This is a genomic window from Pseudomonas sp. R5(2019) (genome assembly GCF_009905435.1).
In the GTDB taxonomy this organism is placed as follows: domain Bacteria; phylum Pseudomonadota; class Gammaproteobacteria; order Pseudomonadales; family Pseudomonadaceae; genus Aquipseudomonas.
Genome location: NZ_JAAAMT010000051.1, coordinates 1 through 16,028 on the forward strand (window position 1 = coordinate 1; position 16,028 = coordinate 16,028).

The following is a 16,028-nucleotide window of genomic DNA, read 5'->3' on the forward strand; positions in this document are numbered from 1 at the left end:
CGATCGAAGAGGCGGCCATGGACCTGGGCGCGCGGCCGTGGAAGGTGTTCTTTTTGATCACCATCCCGATGATCGCGCCGTCGCTGGCGGCGGGCGGGATGATGTCCTTCGCCCTGTCGCTGGATGACCTGGTGTTGGCCAGCTTCGTATCCGGCCCGGGTTCGACCACCTTGCCGATGGAAGTGTTCTCGGCGGTGCGCCTGGGCGTGAAACCAGAGATCAACGCCGTCGCCAGCCTGATTCTGCTGGCGGTCTCCTTCGTGACCTTTTTGGTCTGGTACTTCAGTCGTCAGGCCGAAGAGCGCCGTCGCCGTGCGATCCAGCAAGCCATCGAGGAAAGCGCTGCCGACTCGTGGAAGCAACCGGACCCACGCCGGACGCCGGCGCCGGCTTCGGTGTAGGCCCATTCGCGGGCAAGCCCTGCTCCTACTGTAGGAGCAGGGCTTGCCCGCGATGAGCCTCAACCCTTTCTAAAGCCGATCACCACCGGGCACCAACTTCAAGGTGCTCACTGTCCCCAGCGCCACATCCGCCTCATCCATCAGCACCTGCCGATAGCCCCCCTCGATATACCCCTTCGCCTGATCCGCATAATGCCGGTCAAACAGCACCCCACTCTGCCCAACCGGATTAATCGTCAGCGCCTTGCCGGGCTTGGCGAAGTCGATCAGCCGCCGCGTCGACGGCCCATAGGTCACAGACCAAGGCGCGGGGCCAATCTTGGCGGACAGGTTGTTGGGCACTTCATGGCTGCCGGGTGCTGCGAACGGGCCGATGTTGAACAGCCGGTCCAGCGGCTTCTGCCGCCCCAACGCATGACCGTGGGTAAGGGTATGCACCTTGCCCCATTGCCAGTCATGCGGGTTCTTGCCGAGGGTGGCCTTCAGGTGGCTGATGCTGTTGCCCCAGGCACGCTTGACGGTCTCGCGGCGACTGCCCTGATTGGCCGTGCCGTGCTCGCCCCACCAGGGCGATTGTGGGTCGGCAGCCAGCCGCGGCAGGGTGGCGTCCAGTACGCGGGTCGAGAGCAGAGTGTCGAACATCGCGTCACCCAGTTCGTCATGCATCGCTGCGCGAGCCAGTTCATAGAGAAACTGGCTGAACACCGTCGCGCTCAGCGACTCAACCGGGAAGTCGCCTTGCCAGGCTGCGAGGTCTTCGAGCAGTTCCTTTTCACCAGGGTCGGTGACCACTTCACGCAGCACCGGTATCAGTGGCGCGAGGGTTCGGGGGCCATAGGCGGTCGCTGTGCCGAGCTGCAAGGCCTGGCTGTTCTTCGTGTCCCACTTGACCGTCGCGTCGCTCAATTGCAGGTGCAACTGCTGGCCGCGATCGGCCAGGTTGTAGTAGCCGGGAATCGGCGTTCCGGTGGGCGAAACCGGCTGGGCATTGGCCGACACGATATGGCCGCGGGCCGGGTTCTCTTCCTGCGGGTTGGCGCTGAAGGGATAGAAGCCGAGTTTGCGCGCATCGTCGCTGCTACCGTCGAGAATGAACGCCGGGTTCACCCCCTCGGGGCGAATCGGCAGCTGCGCCGCCGCCCACCAGCCAATGTCGCCCGCGGCATTGGCCCAGACCAGATTCAGCCCCGGTGACTGGATTTTTTCGGCGGCGCTGCGGGCCTTGTCCAGGGTGTCGGCGCGGTTGAATTCGTAGAAGCCGTCGAGGATCGGGTTTTCGGTCTCCAGGAAGGACCACCACATGGCGATGGGCGCGATGCCGGCGTTGGGGCCGATCACATCGTTGACGATCGGCCCGTGAGGCGACTGGCGCAAGGTGATGGTGACCGGCGCTGCATCCTTGACCGCAACCTGTTGCTCGCTGCGGGTCAGGTCGGCCCACTGACCGTTGACCCAGACTTGCTCGGGGTTGTCCGGGTTGACCTTCTCGGCAATCAGGTCGATGTCGTCGTTCTGGAACATGGTCAGGCTCCAGCCGAAGTGCAGGTTCTGGCCCAGCGACGCAAACGGATTGAGCGCCTGGTGATAGCCGTACAGTTCGAAGCCTGGCGCCGAGAGTTGCGCTTCATACCAGACCGAAGGCACCGCGAATCGAATATGCGGATCGCCCGCCAGCAGCGGCTTGCCGCTTTGTGTCCGACGGCCACTGACAGCCCAGGCGTTGCTGCCTTCGAACTGCGGCAGGCCGTTGTCCACCAGCGCCTGCTGGCTGAGCCGGGCAAGCTGGGCCAACTGTTTCCAGTCGTTGGCCCCCAGTTGGGGGGAAGCTTGCAGCGCGCCTTCGGGATGCCAGTCCAGATCAAAGACCTTCAGGTAGTCCGACCCCAGCTGATCGCGCACGTAGGTCAGCAGCGGTTCGGTGCGAAAGGCGGCGGCAAAGCTGTAGGCCATGTACCCGGCGATACTGATGGTGTCTTCGGCGGTAAACGGCCGGCTGGGGATGCCCAGCGCATCGAACTCCATGGGTTTGGGGTGCGTGTCCTGATAGGCGTTAACGCCTTGCAGATAGGCTTGCAGCGCCTTCCAGGCCGGCGACTGCTTGTTCTGGCGGGCAATCACCAGTTGAGAGTGTTCACGAATACGCAGGCTGCGGAACATCCGGTCGGTGTCCAGCAGCTTGGCACCGAGCACCTCGGCCAGCTCGCCACGGGCCAGGCGGCGCATGACTTCCATCTGGAACAGCCGGTCCTGGGCGTGCACATAACCCAGGCCGCGGTACAGGTCGGCCTCGTTTTCGGCGCGGATATGCGGTACGCCCCGGTTGTCGTAGCGCACCGTGACCGGCGCTTGCAGCCCTGCGAGGGTTACCTCGCCACTGCGCACCGGTTGCTTGCTGTGTACATACCAGGTGGCGCCAGCGGCAATGGTGGCGACGGCTACGGCCAGAATCGTCAGGCTGCGTTTCATTGAACTCCCTGTTCTTGTTGTTGATTGATGGGACACCGGTTCAGCGGCCAGGTGGTTGCCACTGGCAATAACAGCCCACCGCCAGCGTATGCGTGGCGTTGACCGGTCGATCCTCGCTCAAGGCGCGCAGGATGGGTTCGATAAAACTGTTACTGGAGTTGCAGGTGGCGCCTTCGCTGTAAGGCCCGAAATACGCCAGGTGGCCGGCTCGGTCCCAGATCGCCACGGCCGGGCTTGCAGGTATTTGCCCGGCACCGGGCAGGTCTGGCAACGGCTTGAGCGCTTGCAGGGTGTCCGGCAGACGGCCCTGGCTGCCGGGCTTTTGCACGGCATGGAAGGCCACGCCCTGCGGGCCGAAACGCTCGATCAGCTCGGCCAGGTGTTGCTGATTGCCGACATTGCAGGGGCAGGCCGGGTCCCAGAAGTGCACCAGCCGAATCGGCCCCGGCCCGGCCAGGTGGGTGGGCAGGCTGAGGATGTCGCCGGCGAACAGCGCGGTCTGCTCGGCGAACGGGCGGATGTAGCGCCCCTCGAACCATTGGTACGCCGCCCAGAGCCCGTAGGCACAGAGCAGGGCGCAAAGGCAGAACAGAACAGGCTTGTAGCGGGCACGGGCCATGTGCGGTGTTTCCGATTGTGGGCGGCTAGCTTGCCATGCTTGCCCGGACAGATGAATATCGCAGTTCGACTCCGCCAGCACTGTGATCGGGAAAGCCATGCCAGCGATGTTCCAAGCCGATACCCTGCGGGCCAGCCTGTCGCCTTTGGCCGCGCTGCAGCCGCTGTCGACGCAGGCCAAGGCCTATCAACGCTTTTACGGGCTGGATTTGCCTGAGCGCAAGAAACGGACGGTCAGCGGGCTAGGGCGCTTCGAGGCAGCGGGCTTCGAGCTGGTCGCACAGCTCTGGCGGCCTGAAGCGCCGGTGGCGACGCTGTTTCTGCTGCACGGTTTCTACGATCACATGGGGCTTTATCGGCATGTGATCGACTGGGCGCTGGATCAAGGCTTCGCTGTCATTTCCTGCGACCTTCCGGGGCACGGCCTGTCCAGTGGCGAGCGCGCCAGCATCGGTGACTTCAATGATTACCAGCGTGTGCTCGAGGCGCTTTTCGAGCAAGCCCGCAATCTGGCGCTGCCCACGCCCTGGCACCTGTGCGGGCAAAGCACCGGTGGGGCGATTGCCATCGACCATCTGCTGCACCAAGGCATCGACAGCCCGATCAAGGGCGAGGTGATCCTGCTCGCGCCACTGGTTCGCCCGCGTGCCTGGGGCTGGTTGAAATTCAGCTACCGGCTGCTCAGGCCGTTCGTCAAAGGCATTGCCCGGCGCTTCAGCGAAAACACCAATGACCCGACCTTTCTGCCGTTCCTGCAGACCGATCCGCTGCAACCGCGGCGCTTGCCCACGGCCTGGGTCGGCGCATTGCTGGCGTGGGTGCGCAAAATCGAGGCGGCACCGAGCAGCACGCGTTCACCGATGATTATTCAGGGGCAAGCCGACATGACAGTGGATTGGCCTTACAACCTGGCGGTGCTGGAGAAAAAATTCGCTGCGCCGAGAATTCTGATGTTGCCGCAGGCCCGGCACCATCTGGCCAATGAGTTGCCGGCGATTCGTGAGCGATATTTCGGCTTTCTGACCCAGCACCTGGGTGTGTAGGAGCAGAGCTTGCTCGCGATGGGCTGCGTAGCAGACCCTGGGGCCGCTGCGCGCCCCATCGCGAGCAAGCTCTGCTCCTACAGGTCCGAGGTGGGTTGGCCGACCGCAAGGCCGGCGCGGATGGCGGCCAGGGCGGCCTTGTAATAGGCCTTGCCGTCGGGAGACTCGGCGAAGTTGGCGAACTCTTCCAGTTCCGGATCGGACAGGTCGCGATAGACATACAGCAGCGTGTTGTCCAGGTCGCTGCCTATCTGCGCCATCAGGCGCTTACGCTGACCATCGAGCATGCCCTGGGCCTGACCGCCGCCGAGCAGGCCGGGGATCATCTGGCTCAGGCTGTCGGCGGCGACCCCGGCGATGGCCAGGCTCACTTCGGCGCCGGCTTCGCGCGCGGGCAAGGCTTGCGCCAGGTGGCGAATCAGCAGGGCGCGGGTGGCGCTGGCCTCCATCTTCGGCAGGCCCTTGGCGTTCTTGGCCAACTGGTCGTGGCGGGTGGCGAGCAGTTCGGCGGCGACAATCTTGCGCCCCAGTGGCGACTGGAAGAACGCCAGCGCTGGCTTCGGATTGGCCAGGTTCTGGCGCAGGTGAGCTTCGGCGCGTTTGTCCATGGCCTGGGGGGCGAAGCGCTGGTTGCTATTGTTCACCAGCGTCTGGTAAACCGCAGGTGGCAAGCTGCTGCGGTAGCGCTGTTGGGCGGCATTGAGGGCATCGGTAAAATGCGCACGTTGTTCCGGCCAGCCAGCGACCTTGTACAACTGGTCGAGGGCGTCTGCCCAAGTGGGCGCGGAACAGAACAGCATGAGCAGGAAAAACAGACGGCGCATTGATGGACTCCTGTCGGCAGGCCGCTATTGTCCGTGGGGTGGCGGGGCTTTGTCGAGAATCCTCTGTCATGTAACGCCGCCAAGTGGCTCTGTCGGTTTTATTGGCACATCGATACTATGCGCGCCATGCACATATCCCATGATCATCCGCTGCTGTTACGTATTGTCGATGACCTGGCCACCCATGGCTGGTCGCGGCAAGACCTCTTCTTGCCCCACGCGCTGACCCAGGCGTTGGCGGGCGAGTGTCGCGCACGTGCCGCAGCCGGTGAGTTGGCTCCGGCGGCGGTTGGTCGCGGCCCGGCCCTGGAGGTCCGCGAGGGCATTCGTGGCGACCGTATCCTCTGGCTCGACCCCGGCCAGTCCGAGGTTTGCGACGCTTATCTGGACGTGATGAACAGCCTGCGCGAAGCCCTTAACCGCGGATTGTTCATGGGGCTTGAAGACTTCGAAAGCCATTTTGCGCTGTACCCGCCCGGCGCGTTTTACCGACGCCATGTCGACCGCTTTCGCGATGACGACCGGCGCTCGGTATCGGCGGTGGTGTACCTCAATGAGGGCTGGCTGCCAGACGATGGCGGCCAACTGCGCATGTACCTCAAGGACGACACGGTGCACGACGTATTGCCGGCCGGCGGTTGCCTGGTGGTCTTCCTCTCCGGTGAAATGCCGCACGAGGTACTCCCCGCCAATCGTGATCGGCTGTCTTTGACCGGCTGGTTCCGCCGCCGTGGCAACGAGCCGTTCTGAGATGCAGAAGATTCTGGTCAGCGCCTGCCTGCTCGGCCAGCCGGTGCGCTATGACGGCAAGGACAGCGGCCAGTTCGATCAGCTGCGCGCCTGGCAGCAGGAAGGCCGGCTGGTGGTGCTGTGCCCGGAAGTCGCCGGTGGCTTGCCGACCCCCCGGCCTGCGGCGGAAATCCCGGGCGGGCAGGGCGGCTCGGTGCTTGACGGGCACAATCAGGTCATTACCCGTGATGGCAGTGATGTCACCGACGCGTTCATGGCCGGTGCCGAGCAAGCCTTGCGCCTGGTGCACGCGCACGGCATCCGCATTGCCGTGCTCAAGTCGGGCAGCCCATCCTGCGGTAATACGCTGACCTACGACGGCACCTTCGGCGGTATCAAGGTCAGCGGCGAGGGCGTCACCACGTCGCTGTTGCGCCGCCGCGGCGTGCAGGTGTTCAGCGAGCTGGAGCTGCCTGAGGCCGCCCTCGCGCTGGACGCCTTGTCCTAAGGCGCGGTGCCCTGAGCGTGGGCGCCGAGCCATTTCTGCGACAACTCGTCCAGCCGGCCATTGTCCTTCAGCCGTTGCAAGGCGTTATCCAGCACGCTCTGGAAGGCGGGGTTGTTCTTCTGGAAGGGAATCGCCAAGTTCACCGGCTTTGTGCTGGCGGCCGCTGCGTCGAGGGCTTTGGGCGCGAAGGGGATGACCAGTGCGTCGGCCGGGGCCGGCTCTGGCGGTTTGGCTTTTGATTGAACGTAGGATGAGCTGAAGTCCAGGCGCTCCTTGAGCTCGGGCGTGGCCGTGATGTGGTTCAGGGCGATGTCGTACTTGCCGCTTTCCACCCCTGCCAACAAATCAGCCTGGTCGGTCACGATAAAGGACGGATAGACATCCATCTCCCGGGCGAGCGCTTCCCCCAACTCGACTTCAAAGCCGGTCAACTTGTCGCCTTCCTTGAAATTGAACGGCGGGGTGTTGGCTTCCACGGCAATTCGCAGCTCATTGCGGTCATTGATTTCGTCGATCAGTTCGGCATGTGCCATCGGGCTGATCAGGGCTGCTAGCAGTACCCCTATGGTCAAACGCATCTGCGCCCCTTGTTCTTGGTATATGAAAAGTATTGGGCCCGCCTCGACTTTTTGGCAGTGTCGAAGTCGAACGCAAGCTAGGACCACATTCCTGCGAAGTTGTTTGCCAACTACGCTATTTAATTATCGTCCTCGATCCCGTGCAGTAAATCATAGGAGAAGTGAATGAAACGTCTACTCTCGCGCATTGCAGTGGCCGGTTTGTTGGTCGGTATGTCGGCCTACAGTGTCGCCGAAGGACTGCAAGGTGCGCCAGCACCTGCGGGTGCGAAGGTGTTTTTCGTATCGCCGGCCGACGGCGCCACGGTCGACAAGACCTTTACCGTCAAATTCGGTATTGAAGGCATGGAGCTCAAGCCTGCCGGTGACGTCACCCCGAACACCGGCCACCATCACTTGCTGGTGGATGTCGACAAGGCGCCGGCCGCCGATACGGTACTGCCGATAATCATGATTCCGGAGAACAACCAGCCACTGCCTGCCGGCCCTCAAGTGCTGCACTTCGGCAAGGCTCAGACCGAAGCCAGGATCACCTTGGCGCCGGGCAAGCACACCTTGCAACTGGTGTTGGGCGACAAGGCCCATGTGCCGTTCAAGCCAAGTGTCGAATCGAAGAAGATCACTGTCACGGTTAAATAATCCGGGCCCTGAAAAGCATCGCGGGCAAGCCCTGCTCCTACCCGGTAGGAGCAGGGCTTGCCCGCGATGGGGTCACCCTGTTTTACAACGTGAGTTCTAACTCAGAACAGAACGCGGGAACGAATAGTGCCCTTGACCTGCTGGAGTTTGGCTTGCGCCAGGTCCGAGTAATCGGCATCGACGTCGATCACCACGTAACCGACTTTCTCGTTGGTCTGCAGGAACTGACCGGAGATGTTGATGCCGTTTTCGGCGAACACTTTGTTGATCTCGCTGAGCACGCCCGGAATGTTTTCGTGGATGTGCAGCAGACGGTGCTTGCCCGGGTGAGCCGGCAGGGCCACTTCAGGGAAGTTGACCGACGACACCGAAGTACCGTTGTCGCTGTACTTGACCAGCTTCTCGGCCACTTCCAGGCCGATGTTGGCCTGGGCTTCAGCGGTGGAGCCGCCGATGTGTGGGGTCAGGATGACGTTGTCCAGGCCGCGCAGCGGGCTTTCGAACACGTCATCGTTGGAGCGCGGTTCGACCGGGAACACGTCGATGGCGGCGCCGATCAGGTGCTGGTCCTTGATCGCGTCGGCCAGGGCGTCCAGCTTGACCACGGTGCCGCGCGCGGCATTGATCAGGATGCCGCCTTTCTTGATGGCACGGATTTCCTTCTCGCCCATCATCCACTGGGTGGCCGCGGTTTCAGGCACGTGCAGCGAGACGATGTCGGACATGCCGAGCAGTTCGGTCAGGCTGGCAACCTGGGTGGCGTTACCCAGCGGCAGTTTGGTGATGGTGTCGTAGAAGTACACCTGCATGCCCAGGCCTTCGGCCAGGACCGACAGCTGCGTACCGATCGAGCCGTAACCGATGATGCCCAGCTTCTTGCCGCGGATCTCGAAGGAGTTGGCCGCGCTCTTGATCCAGCCACCACGGTGGCAGGAAGCGTTCTTCTCGGGGATGCCGCGCAGCAGCAGGATGGCCTCGGCCAGTACCAGCTCGGCAACGGAGCGGGTGTTGGAGTAAGGGGCGTTGAAGACTGCGATGCCGCGCTCGCGGGCCGCGTCCAGGTCAACCTGGTTGGTGCCGATGCAGAAACAGCCGACGGCGACCAGTTTCTTGGCGCAATCGAAAACCTCTTCGGTCAGTTGAGTGCGCGAGCGAATGCCGATGAAGTGGGCATCGGCGATCTTTTCCTTCAGCTCGGCTTCCGGCAGTGCCTTGGTGTGGTACTCGATGCTGGTATAGCCGGCGGCCTTGAGGACGTCCACGGCGGATTGGTGGACGCCTTCGAGAAGAAGGAACTTGATCTTGCTCTTATCGAGAGAAGTCTTGCTCATCTGCGTAAACCTGTGTCCCGGAGAAAAAATGGCAGGGAAATGGAGCTGGCGCAGAATCGGCCTGAAGCACGATCAGCGGGGGCGTATGCTAGCATGACTACCCCTTGATCCGCCCATCCCTGGCACTTGAAGAGTGCTCAGGGTGACTATGAATTGTTCGAGAGTTCTTTCGATGACTGTTCTTGCGCCGATTGATGAATTGAAGACCCTTGTCGAGCCCGGCAAGGTGCTGACCGATCCCACTTCGCTGGACACCTACGGCAAGGACTGGACCAAGCACTACCCGCCTGCGCCAACAGCGATCGTGTTCCCCAAAACCATCGAGCAAGTCCAGGCCATCGTGCTCTGGGCCAATCGCCATCGCATTGCGCTGGTGCCCTCGGGCGGGCGCACCGGGCTGTCGGCGGCGGCGGTGGCGGCCAATGGCGAGGTGGTGGTCGCATTCGACTACATGAACCAGGTGCTGGACGTGAATACCGTCGACCGCACCGTGGTCTGCCAGCCGGGGGTCATCACCGAACAATTGCAGCATCTGGCTGAAGAACAGGGTCTCTACTACCCGGTTGACTTCGCCTCGGCCGGTTCCAGCCAGATTGGCGGCAATATTGGCACCAATGCCGGCGGGATCAAGGTCATTCGTTACGGCATGACCCGCAATTGGGTCGCTGGCCTGAAGGTGGTGACCGGCAAGGGCGACATCCTTGAGCTGAACAAGGACCTGATCAAGAACGCCACCGGCTATGACTTGCGTCAGCTGTTCATCGGTGCCGAAGGCACGCTCGGCTTTGTGGTCGAAGCGACCATGCGCCTGGACCGCGCCCCGCGCAACCTGACCGCCATGGTGCTGGGCACGACGGACTTCGACTCGATCATGCCGGTGCTGCATGCCTTCCAGAACAAGCTCGATCTGACCGCCTTCGAGTTTTTTTCCGACAAAGCGTTGGCCAAGATCCTCGGTCGTGGCGATGTGCCGGCGCCGTTCGAGACTCCGTGCCCATTCTACGTGCTGCTGGAATTCGAAGCGGTCACCGAAGAAGTGCTCGACGATGCTTTGGGCACCTTCGAGCATTGCATCGAGCAGGGCTGGGTGCTCGATGGCGTGATGAGCCAAAGCGAACAGCAACTGCAAAACCTCTGGAAACTGCGCGAGTTCATCTCCGAAACCATCGCCCACTGGACCCCGTACAAAAACGACATTTCGGTGACGGTGTCCAAGGTTCCGGCCTTTCTCAAGGATATTGATGCGATCGTCGGCGAAAAATACCCAGACTTTGAAGTGGTCTGGTACGGCCACATAGGCGATGGCAACCTGCACCTGAACATCCTCAAGCCTGAAAACCTGAGCAAGGACGAGTTCTTCGCTCAATGCGCGGTGGTGAACAAGTGGGTGTTCGAGATCGTGCAGAAGTACAATGGCTCGATTTCTGCCGAACATGGGGTGGGCATGACCAAGCGCGATTACCTGGAGTACAGCCGCTCCGAAGCTGAAATTGCCTACATGAAAGCGGTCAAGGCAGTCTTTGACCCGAACGGAATCATGAACCCCGGCAAGATTTTCGCGGTTCAGTAATCGGAACAGATTCAAAGCAATCAACAAACCAGGAGTGGGGAATGAGCTACCAGCACCAGTATGTCGACGGAACGCGCGTTCACTTTCCGTTGGGTAAGGTGGTGTGTATCGGTCGTAACTATGCCGAACATGCCAAGGAGCTGAATAACCCGATACCCACCGAGCCGTTGCTGTTCATCAAGCCCGGCAGTTGCGTGGTAGAGGCTGCAGGCGGCTTTGCGCTGCCGTTTGACCGTGGGGCTGTGCACTATGAGGCTGAAATTGCAGTGTTGCTCGGCAAGTCCCTGTCGACCAGGCCCAGTGCCGAGGAAGTGATCGATGCCATTTCCGGTTTTGCTCCGGCGCTGGATCTGACCTTGCGTGACCTGCAATCGAAGCTCAAGGAAAAGGGCCTGCCGTGGGAGTTGTCCAAATCCTTCGATGGCGCCTGCGTACTGACCCCCTTCGTTCCGGCCAGCACTTTCCCTGACCTCACGGATATCGGCATTCGTCTGACCATCAATGGCGAGGTTCGCCAGGATGGCAACAGTCACTTGATGCTCAACCCCATCGTGCCGATGATCCAGCACATGGCGGCGATGTTTTCCCTGCAAGCCGGTGATGTGATCCTGACCGGCACCCCGGTGGGCGTCGGCCCGCTTGAGCAGGGTGATGAACTGGTGCTGGAGCTGCCCGGTGTCAGCCGCTTCGAAACCCGCGTTTTGTGATGTCCTGGCTGTCGGCACCGTGGGGTGTCGGCAGCTGTCTCGCCTGCCGGTAACGCGTTACTGTTCGAAAAAAATCAGGGAAGCAATCGATGGTCGTTCCTCTTCGCTCCACCGGTCGTAAACGCCTGCACCGGCGTTGGTCTTTCTGGCTGACCGTTATCGCTGTCATTGCCTATGGCGTTTCGATCGCAATGCATTGGGATAACCGGGCGGTGTTCTGGATCAAGGAACGCTTCCAGAGCAAGACCGAGCGGCTGGAAAGCGTCTGGCTTCCCGATTATCGGGTCGACATCGACGCCAAGGTGTTGCCTGGCATGGAAGACGATGAAGCTTCTGATGTTTCCTACAACCCTGCGACCAAAACCCTGTTTGCCGTCATGGGCAAGAACCCGTTCCTGGTCGAGCTGACGCTGGACGGTGATGTGCTGCGCAAAATCCCGCTGGTGGGCTGGAGCAACCCTGAAGGGGTGGCGGTGCTAGATGGTCAGCATCTGGCGATTGTCGATGAGCGCGACCATCAACTGACCATCGTGACTGTCGACGCCACCACCGAGTCGTTGAACCTCAAGGATTTCACGCAATACGAGCTGGGCTCGTCGGCCAACCAGAACAAGGCCTTTGAAGCCATCGCCTGGGACCCACAGCGCCAGCAACTGATCCTCGGCGAAGAGCGTCCGCCGGCATTGTTCACCTGGAAAAGCGACGGCAGCCCACAATTGCAGGGTGACAAGGTCAAGCTGGAGAACAGCGCCCTGGACATACGCAACCTCTCCGCGCTGGCGGTTGACCCGCGCACCGGTCACTTGCTGGTGCTGTCCGCAGACTCACGCCTGCTGATGGAACTGGACGAAAACGGTGAGCAGGTCAGCTTTATCACCCTGTTGCGCGGCTTCAATGGCTTGGGCAAGACCATCCCTCGTGCTGAAGGCGCGACCATGGATGAAGCGGGCAACCTGTATATTGTCAGCGAACCCGACCTGTTCTACCGGTTTGTACCCAAGCGCCATTAAAGTTTTTGATCAGCTGGCTGTAAATCCCGATGGGCCGTGCAACGGCCCCCGGTGTTCTCACGCTGTCAGGGTTTTCACGCCTTCAGCCGTCCCCAGCAGCAACAGATCCGCCGGCCGCGCCGCGAACAGGCCGTTGGTGACCACGCCGACAATGGCGTTGATCTGCGCTTCGAGCTCCACCGGGTTGGTGATCTGCAGGTTGTGCACGTCGAGGATGATGTTGCCGTTATCGGTGATGACGCCTTCGCGGTACACCGGGTCGCCGCCCAGCTTCACCAGCTGACGGGCAACGTGACTGCGCGCCATCGGGATCACTTCGACCGGCAGCGGGAAGGCGCCCAGCACCGGCACCAGCTTGCTGCCGTCGGCGATGCAGATAAAGGTCTTGGCCACGGCCGCGACAATTTTCTCGCGGGTCAGGGCCGCGCCGCCGCCCTTGATCAGGTTCAGGTGCTCGTCACTCTCGTCGGCGCCGTCGATGTAAAACTCAAGGTCGCTGACCGTGTTCAACTCGTACACCGCAATACCGTGGCCCTTCAGGCGTGCCGCGGTGGCTTCGGAGCTGGCGACCGCGCCATCGAAGGCACCCTTGTGCTGGGCCAGGGCATCAATAAAGCAGTTGGCGGTGGAGCCGGTGCCGACGCCGACGATGCTCTTGTCATCGAGCTTGGGCAGAATGAAGTCGACAGCGGCCTGGGCGACGGCCTGTTTGAGTTGGTCCTGGGTCATGCGGGCTCCGGAGCGGGCGAGGAGTAACGGGAAGGCCGGCATTATAGCCGCTTGTGCGGCTAAAACCTTGGCTTTGCGGTGGCCGTTTGGCGCAGCGTCGGGGTAGACTCCGGGGCTCCCGCCCTTGATCGTCAGTGATGCTTCCGATGCTTGAACAGTACGTCAAAAAGATCCTCACCTCGCGCGTTTACGATGTTGCCGTGGAAACCCCGCTGCAGGCTGCCGGGCAGCTGTCCAAGCGTCTGGGCAACCAGGTGCTGCTCAAACGTGAAGACCTGCAACCGGTGTTCTCGTTCAAGATTCGCGGTGCCTACAACAAGATGGCCCAGTTGAGCCCGGAAGAACTGGCGCGCGGCGTGGTGACGGCATCGGCGGGCAACCATGCCCAGGGTGTGGCTCTGGCTGCTCGGGAGCTGGGGATCAAGGCCATCATCGTGATGCCCAAGACCACCCCTGAAATCAAGGTTGAAGGCGTGCGCTCGCGCGGCGGCAAGGTGGTGTTGCACGGCGACTCGTTTCCGGAGGCGCTGGCGTACTCGCTCAAGCTGGTCGAAGAGAAGGGCTATGTTTATATCCACCCCTACGATGACCCCGACACCATTGCCGGGCAGGGTACCGTGGCCATGGAAATCCTGCGCCAGCACCCGGGCCAGCTGGATGCGATCTTTGTCCCGGTCGGCGGCGGCGGGCTGATTGCCGGGATCGCGGCGTACGTGAAATACCTGCGTCCTGAAGTCAAGGTGATCGGCGTCGAGCCGGATGACTCCAATTGCCTGCAAGCGGCGATGGCGGCGGGTGAGCGCGTGGTGTTGGGGCAGGTCGGGCTGTTTGCCGACGGTGTGGCAGTGGCGCAGATTGGCCAGCACACCTTTGATATCTGCCGCCACCATGTGGATGAAGTGATTACCGTCAGCACCGACGAAATCTGCGCCGCTATCAAGGACATCTACGACGATACCCGCTCGATCACCGAACCTGCCGGCGCCTTGGGCGTTGCCGGCATCAAGCGCTATGTCGAGTCGCGCAGCGTCAGCGGCCAGACCCTGGTGGCCATAGACTCCGGCGCCAACGTCAACTTCGACCGCCTGCGCCATGTGGCCGAGCGCGCCGAACTGGGCGAAGGCCGTGAAGCGATCATCGCCGTGACCATTCCGGAGAAGCCGGGCAGCTTCAAGGCTTTCTGTGAAGCTATCGGCAAGCGCCAGATCACCGAATTCAACTACCGCTATCACAACGAAGGCGAAGCGCACATCTTCGTTGGCGTGCAGACCCACCCGGAAAATGATCCACGCAGCGCGTTGCTTGAAAGCCTGACGGCGCAGGGCTTTCCTGTGCAGGATCTGACGGACAACGAACTGGCCAAGCTGCACATTCGCCATATGGTCGGTGGCCGAGCGGCGCGGGTCAGCGATGAGCTGGTGCTGCGTTTCGAGTTCCCCGAGCGCCCGGGTGCGCTGTTCAACTTCCTGAACAAGCTGGGCGGGCGCTGGAACATCTCCATGTTCCACTACCGCAACCACGGCGCGGCCGACGGCCGGGTAGTCGCCGGGCTGCAGGTGCCGGACGACGAACGGCACCTGGTGCCGCAAGCGCTGGAGGCGATCGGCTATCCGTACTGGGATGAATCGGACAACCCGGCGTACCAGCTCTTCCTGGGCTGACCTACGCTGACTCCATGGTTGGCCACAGGACGGTGATATGGAAACGTTGACGGCACTCAAGCTGGCACACGGCTTGGCGACCCTGGTGGTATTCGGCTGCATCGCCGCCTTGGGCTACCGCGCCTGGCGGGTGCGAGCGCAGGGCTATACCACCCTGGTGCAGCGGCCTTGGCTGTTTATCTGGCTGTTGATGGGGCTGGGCTTGTTCAGCTTGCCTTTCAGCGGCTGGTGGCTGGTGCATACCGTGGGCTGGCCGCTGGGGCAAACCTGGCTGCTGGGTGGGGCACTGCTTTATATGCTGGGGTGCATCTGCTGGCTGTTGTTGCCGGGGCGGCTGGGCCGGGTGCGCTGGGCAGCGACGCTGGCTGGAGTGGCGGGCGTGATGTTTGTGGCGGTGTTGGTGTTGATGCTCGTCAAGCCGGTTTGAGGTTTGACCTTAAAAGCTTCGCGGATAAATCCGCTCCCACATAAAAGCTCCCCACTTTAGAGGTGCAGGGCTTTTGTGGGAGCGGATTTATCCGCGAATGGGCTTCACGCGGTCTTAGTCGCGCAGCGAAATCACTTCCCAACCACGACGCTCGGCTTCGGCCCGCAGCTTCGGATCCGGGTCCACGGCCACCGGGTTAGCCACCTGCTCCAGCAGCGGCAGGTCGTTCATCGAGTCGCTATAGAAGTAGCTGTCTTCAAGGTTCAGTCCGGTCTCTTCCAGCCAGCGGTTCAAGCGCGTCACCTTGCCTTCACGAAAGCACGGTATATCGGTACTGCGGCCGGTGTAGCGGCCGTCGGCCATTTCGCATTCGGTAGCCAGCAACGTCTCCACGCCCAGGCGCGCGGCAATCGGGCCGGTGACGAAACGGTTGGTCGCGGTGATGATCACCAGCGTGTCGCCTGCATCGCGGTGCTTTTTCAGCAAGGCCAGGCCCTTGAGCAGCACGATCGGTTCGATGCAGTCGCGCATGAAATCGTTGTGCCATTCATCGAGCTGGGCCATCTCGGTGCTCGCAAGAATTTCCAGAGTGAATTCCAGGTAGGCATTCAAGTCCAGCTTGCCGGCCAGGTAATCCTGGTAGAACTCATCGTTGCGATTCTTGTAGGCGACCGGGTCAAGGATTCCGCGCTCGCAGAGGTAATCCCCCCAGGCGTGATCGCTGTCGCCGCCGAGCAGAGTGTTGTCCAGGTCGAATATTGCCAGGCGCATTGAAGTCTCTCGCTTG

Annotated in this window: 17 protein-coding genes; 10 read left to right on the top strand and 7 right to left on the bottom strand. The window is 61.8% G+C overall.

Features of this window, described 5'->3' with window-relative positions; genetic code table 11:
- Positions 1-401: ABC transporter permease subunit (locus GUY40_RS23645; RefSeq protein WP_166571331.1), on the top strand; the 401-nt coding region annotated here is incomplete at its 5' end.
- Between the two features lie 69 nt (positions 402-470).
- On the opposite strand, the gene GUY40_RS23650 is transcribed toward GUY40_RS23645, so the two are convergent.
- Together GUY40_RS23650 and GUY40_RS23655 are read right to left on the bottom strand one after the other, a co-directional pair.
- The gene (locus GUY40_RS23650; RefSeq protein WP_166571332.1) at positions 471-2,867 is read right to left on the bottom strand and encodes a penicillin acylase family protein; all 2,397 of its coding nucleotides are present in this window, start codon (positions 2,865-2,867) and stop codon (positions 471-473) included.
- A gap of 40 nt (positions 2,868-2,907) precedes the next feature.
- Positions 2,908-3,486 carry a DUF6436 domain-containing protein gene (locus GUY40_RS23655; protein ID WP_166571367.1) on the bottom strand — a complete coding sequence of 193 codons (579 nt, stop codon included), beginning with the start codon at positions 3,484-3,486 and terminating at the stop codon, positions 2,908-2,910.
- 97 nt (positions 3,487-3,583) lie between these two features.
- Here GUY40_RS23655 and GUY40_RS23660 point away from each other — a divergent pair, with 97 nt between their 5' ends.
- Entirely contained in the window at positions 3,584-4,528 is a 945-nt protein-coding gene (locus tag GUY40_RS23660; RefSeq protein WP_166571333.1) for an alpha/beta hydrolase, read from the top strand.
- Between the two features lie 77 nt (positions 4,529-4,605).
- On the opposite strand, the gene GUY40_RS23665 is transcribed toward GUY40_RS23660, so the two are convergent.
- Positions 4,606-5,352, bottom strand: a complete 747-nt coding sequence (locus GUY40_RS23665) for a DUF2059 domain-containing protein (protein ID WP_166571334.1) — start codon at positions 5,350-5,352, stop codon at positions 4,606-4,608.
- A gap of 117 nt (positions 5,353-5,469) precedes the next feature.
- Between GUY40_RS23665 and GUY40_RS23670 the strand changes: the two genes are divergently transcribed.
- Together GUY40_RS23670 and GUY40_RS23675 are read left to right on the top strand one after the other, a co-directional pair.
- Positions 5,470-6,102: a 2OG-Fe(II) oxygenase gene (locus GUY40_RS23670; protein ID WP_166571335.1), complete on the top strand. Its 633-nt coding sequence runs from the start codon at positions 5,470-5,472 to the stop codon at positions 6,100-6,102.
- Between the two features lies 1 nt (position 6,103).
- Positions 6,104-6,589, top strand: coding sequence for a DUF523 domain-containing protein (locus GUY40_RS23675; RefSeq protein ID WP_166571336.1), 486 nt, complete (start codon positions 6,104-6,106; stop codon positions 6,587-6,589).
- On the opposite strand, the gene GUY40_RS23680 is transcribed toward GUY40_RS23675, so the two are convergent.
- Positions 6,586-7,167: a transporter substrate-binding domain-containing protein gene (locus GUY40_RS23680; protein WP_166571337.1), complete on the bottom strand. Its 582-nt coding sequence runs from the start codon at positions 7,165-7,167 to the stop codon at positions 6,586-6,588. The two genes, GUY40_RS23675 and GUY40_RS23680, sit on opposite strands and share 4 nt — an antisense overlap.
- A 165-nt stretch (positions 7,168-7,332) precedes the next feature.
- On the opposite strand from GUY40_RS23680, the gene GUY40_RS23685 reads away from it, so the two are divergent.
- The gene (locus GUY40_RS23685) at positions 7,333-7,806 is read left to right on the top strand and encodes a DUF4399 domain-containing protein (protein ID WP_166571338.1); all 474 of its coding nucleotides are present in this window, start codon (positions 7,333-7,335) and stop codon (positions 7,804-7,806) included.
- Positions 7,807-7,907: 101 nt separating this feature from the next.
- Here the strand turns inward: GUY40_RS23685 and serA are convergent, their stop codons facing one another.
- Positions 7,908-9,137 (bottom strand): phosphoglycerate dehydrogenase, encoded by a 1,230-nt coding sequence (gene serA / locus GUY40_RS23690; protein WP_166571339.1) that lies wholly within the window; start codon positions 9,135-9,137, stop codon positions 7,908-7,910.
- 172 nt (positions 9,138-9,309) lie between these two features.
- Here serA and GUY40_RS23695 point away from each other — a divergent pair, with 172 nt between their 5' ends.
- From GUY40_RS23695 to GUY40_RS23705, 3 genes are all read left to right on the top strand, one after another.
- The gene (locus tag GUY40_RS23695) at positions 9,310-10,707 is read left to right on the top strand and encodes an FAD-binding oxidoreductase (protein WP_166571340.1); all 1,398 of its coding nucleotides are present in this window, start codon (positions 9,310-9,312) and stop codon (positions 10,705-10,707) included.
- 41 nt (positions 10,708-10,748) lie between these two features.
- Complete coding sequence (locus GUY40_RS23700; protein WP_166571341.1) at positions 10,749-11,414, top strand: fumarylacetoacetate hydrolase family protein; 666 nt, start codon at positions 10,749-10,751, stop codon at positions 11,412-11,414.
- An 89-nt stretch (positions 11,415-11,503) separates the two neighbouring features.
- Complete coding sequence (locus tag GUY40_RS23705; RefSeq protein WP_166571342.1) at positions 11,504-12,424, top strand: SdiA-regulated domain-containing protein; 921 nt, start codon at positions 11,504-11,506, stop codon at positions 12,422-12,424.
- A gap of 57 nt (positions 12,425-12,481) precedes the next feature.
- Here GUY40_RS23705 and rpiA read toward each other — a convergent pair whose 3' ends face one another.
- Positions 12,482-13,153, bottom strand: a complete 672-nt coding sequence (rpiA, locus tag GUY40_RS23710; RefSeq protein ID WP_166571343.1) for a ribose-5-phosphate isomerase RpiA — start codon at positions 13,151-13,153, stop codon at positions 12,482-12,484.
- A 146-nt stretch (positions 13,154-13,299) separates the two neighbouring features.
- Between rpiA and ilvA the strand changes: the two genes are divergently transcribed.
- Both ilvA and GUY40_RS23720 read left to right on the top strand, forming a co-directional pair.
- Entirely contained in the window at positions 13,300-14,814 is a 1,515-nt protein-coding gene (gene ilvA, locus GUY40_RS23715; protein WP_166571344.1) for a threonine ammonia-lyase, biosynthetic, read from the top strand.
- 37 nt (positions 14,815-14,851) lie between these two features.
- Complete coding sequence (locus tag GUY40_RS23720) at positions 14,852-15,241, top strand: DUF2269 family protein (protein WP_166571345.1); 390 nt, start codon at positions 14,852-14,854, stop codon at positions 15,239-15,241.
- Positions 15,242-15,355: 114 nt separating this feature from the next.
- Here GUY40_RS23720 and GUY40_RS23725 read toward each other — a convergent pair whose 3' ends face one another.
- A complete protein-coding gene (locus GUY40_RS23725) occupies positions 15,356-16,012 on the bottom strand; it encodes an HAD family phosphatase (protein ID WP_166571346.1) in 657 nt (218 codons plus the stop codon).
- Between the last annotated feature and the right edge of the window lie 16 nt (positions 16,013-16,028).